The organism is Natronomonas sp. (assembly GCF_046710025.1).
Lineage (GTDB): Archaea > Halobacteriota > Halobacteria > Halobacteriales > Haloarculaceae > Natronomonas.
On sequence record NZ_JBKEGK010000263.1, the window covers coordinates 1 to 3,326 of the forward strand.

Genomic DNA, 3,326 nt, shown 5'->3' on the forward strand with positions numbered 1-3,326 from the left:
CCCGGAATTGCTCATCCGCCTCCTCATCGTCCTCCCGTTTGCGCCGGCGTACTGGCCGTACACCGACGCTGAGCGCCGTGGCGAGGATAATGCTGCCATGGGCGCTTGCGGCGTATAGCTGGCAGCGCGAGGGCCGACGACCGGTTTATCGAGAACCGACGGACGGCGGCGCTCGCCCACCTCCGCACGATCAGTCGTATCCGTCACGTACTTCCGAACACCAATCCTACGTTGGCCATGGAGTATCTCGAGCGCCGTCGGGCGCTTGTCGAGTCTCGGCTCGCGACCGTGCTCGACGCGGCCGAACCGGGGGCGATGGCGGAGCGGTTGGAGCACGTCTCGCTCTCGGGCGGCAAGCGCGTCCGGCCGATGGTGACGCTTCTCGCCTTCGAGGCAGCGGGCGGGGAGCTGGTCGGCGAGGACGGCCGCGGGTCTGCGGCCTCCGCGGAGGCGGTCGATTTCGCTGTCGGGATCGAGTTGGTCCACAACGCCTCCCTCGTCGTCGACGACATCATCGACGAGTCGGAACTCCGGCGCGGCGTCGAGAGCACGTGGGCGGCGTTCGGCTATGGCCCCGCAATAGCGACGAGCGACGGGCTGCTCGGGGAGGCGTTCTCGCTGTTCGGCAGCAACGACCGGGCGATGCGGACCGTCGCCGAGGCGATGGTCGAGTTGGGTGAGGGCGAGGCGACCGAACTCGTCGCCCAACCGACGACCGAGGAGGAGTACATGGAATTGGCCCGCCGAAAGACCGGCGCGCTGTTTCGGGCCGCCGCCGAGTTGGGAGCCATCGCCGCTAACGCCGATACATACACGATCGAGTCGTTCGGCGGGTACGCCGAGCGCGTCGGAGTCGCGTTTCAGATCCGCGACGACGTTCTCGACGCGACGGCCGAGGCCGACGCGCTTGGCAAGCCGGCCGGGCGCGACGAGGCCATGGAGCGGCCGTCGCTGGTTCGGATCACCGAGTTGACGCCCGAAGAGATCAACGACCGCGCTCGCGAGGAGTCCGAGGCCGCGCTGTCGGCGCTGTCGGCGGCCGACCCCGGCGACTCGGCGGCGGTCGGCTACCTGGAAGATCTCGCCGAATTTGTTGTCGTTCGTGAGCGGTGAGAGGAGCGTCAGCGAGTCTCAAGACGTTGAGCGGCGAACGGGGAGAGCCGCGAGCGGTGAGAGGAGCGTCAGCGAGTCTCAAGATGTCGAGCGGCGAACGGGGAGAGCCGCGAGCGGTGAGAGGAGCGTCAGCGAGTCTCAAGATGTCGAGCGGTGACAGAGAGCGACGACGAACAAAAACGCGTTTACCCCCGGGGCACACAGAGCCGCCAATGATAGTCCCGGGATCCGCGTCACAGGAGGTGGCGGCGGCGCTTGCGAGCGAACTCGACGAACCGCTCGCCGCCGTCGAGTACGACTGGTTCGCGGACGGCGAAACGCTCGTCCGCGTTCCGGACACCGACGACAGGGCTGTCGTCGTCGCATCGACGGTTTCGGATTCCACGCACATCGAGTTGCTACAACTGCAGGACGCCGCCCGACGGCAGGCCGGGGAGGTGGTCACAGTCTTGCCGTACATGGGCTACGGCAGACAGGACGAGGCGTTCGAACCCGGCGAACCCATCTCGGCGCGAGCGATGGCGCGCGCCATCTCGACCGGAACCGACCGGGTGGTGACGGTCAACCCCCATGAGACGTCGATCAGCGACTTTTTCGAGGTGCCGTGTTCGACCGTCGACGCGGCCGGCCGGCTCGCCGATCCGCTGCCGGAACTCTCCGATCCGCTGTTTCTGTCACCCGACGCCGGCGCGATCGATCTCGCCGAAGCGGTTCGTGACGCCTACGGAGACGGGGACGTCGACTACTTCGAGAAGGTTCGCCACTCCGACACCGAGGTCGAGATCCGGCCCAACGACGCGAGCACCGCCCAGCGTGACGTAGTGTTGGTCGACGACATTGTCGCGACCGGATCGACAATGAGCACCGCGATCGGCCAGCTTTCCGCCCCGGGGCGCGTCTTCGTCACCTGCGTCCACCCGATGCTCGCCGCCAACGCCCGAACCAAACTCGCGACCGCCGGCGTCGAGGCGGTGTACGGCACCGACACGGTCGAGCGGGCGGTTTCGGCGGTGAGCGCCGCCCCGGCGATCGCCGAGGAGCTGTAGGTCATCGCCAGCGCGGCAGCTAACCCGATCAGCGGCGTCCCACCGCCGCAAGCGCAACGAGCACTGCGATAACGGCTATCCCCGCCCCGAGTCCGGGTTGGTCGTCGAGGCCGGTCGGGTCGATCCCGGGCGAAGCGGCGTCTTCCCGGACAGATACTGTCGTCCGCTGTCCTCCGGCGGAGACGACGTACTCGCCCGGATCATCGAACGAGACGGTCGTCTCGACGGTCACCGTCCCCTCGCCGACCCGGACGGACTCGGTCGCGATCGGGTCGCCATCGGCGCGGACGGTCACCTCGCCTGCCGCGGGGCGATCGGCCGCCGAGGCGACTGTCGCGCGGAGCGTGACCGGTTCGCCTGGTATCGGCGCCGCCGGGGCTACGTCGAGGCCCACCACCTCGATGCCGGCCGGCTCTCTGACCGTGACAGCTGCCCGCTCGGTACCGACTGCGAGTTCGAACTCGCCCGTCGAATCGAACTCGCGGGCGAACCGGAGTGTTGTCGACACGCCGGCGTCAAGGCGGCCTTCGCGGATCGCGACGGCCTCGCCATCGACGCGGAGTTCGACCTCGAATCCGCCCGCAGCGGTGCCGACGTTCTCGGCGACAACGTCGAGTTCGAGCGTCTCGCCGACGACGAGTTCCGGCGGGTCGATGGGCCCGGTCCGGTAGGGGCCCGACACCGCTGTCTCGGCGATTGAACGCCGGATATCCGGCCCTCCGAACGCGGCGACGTGGTCGCTCCGGGAGGCGATCGGCGGCGTCGCGGTCGTCTCGGTGTACCGCTCGGTGTCGGCCCGAACGTCGGTGCCGCCGGCCGACCCGATCGCACTGAGGAACCGTCGTTGCGTCAACTCCCGCTTGGGCCTGTTCACCCCGGCGATGGCGGCGTCAAGGGACGTGTCGGCGTCGGCGCGAAGCCGCCGGTCGAGGTGGGCAAAGAGCTGCGCCCCCCGAGCGTAGTCGGCGGTGGTTTCACTCCAGGTTCCCGGATCGGCGAGGCGAACGTCGTCGTACTGTGGGTCGGTTCCGCGTTCGAGGCGATCGCGGAACGCCGCGTAGCCCACGTCGCCGGACTCGTATGCGAGGAGGGCGGCGTAGTAGTCCGCCATCCCCTCGACGGTCCAGCGCGTCGCGTCGGTCGGCACGTAGCGCTGTCTGGTGTGGA

General features: G+C 68.8%; 2 protein-coding genes and 1 pseudogene. 2 read left to right on the forward strand and 1 reads right to left on the reverse strand.

Annotation, left to right across the window (positions count from 1 at the left end):
* Window positions 1–237 precede the first annotated feature (237 nt).
* Window positions 238–1,113, forward strand: coding sequence for a polyprenyl synthetase family protein (locus ACI944_RS13425; protein WP_411719536.1), 876 nt, complete (start codon window positions 238–240; stop codon window positions 1,111–1,113).
* 212 nt (window positions 1,114–1,325) lie between these two features.
* A complete protein-coding gene (gene prs / locus ACI944_RS13430) occupies window positions 1,326–2,159 on the forward strand; it encodes a ribose-phosphate diphosphokinase (protein ID WP_411719537.1) in 834 nt (277 codons plus the stop codon).
* 28 nt (window positions 2,160–2,187) lie between these two features.
* Here prs and ACI944_RS13435 read toward each other — a convergent pair.
* A pseudogene (locus ACI944_RS13435) lies at window positions 2,188–3,326 on the reverse strand (hypothetical protein); the annotation flags it as partial.

Bases quoted from the DNA above. Each gene is read 5' to 3' on its own strand.
- ACI944_RS13425 (WP_411719536.1), top strand. From the start codon at position 238: ATGGAGTATCTCGAGCGCCGTCGGGCGCTTGTCGAGTCTCGGCTCGCG.
- prs (WP_411719537.1), top strand. From the start codon at position 1,326: ATGATAGTCCCGGGATCCGCGTCACAGGAGGTGGCGGCGGCGCTTGCG.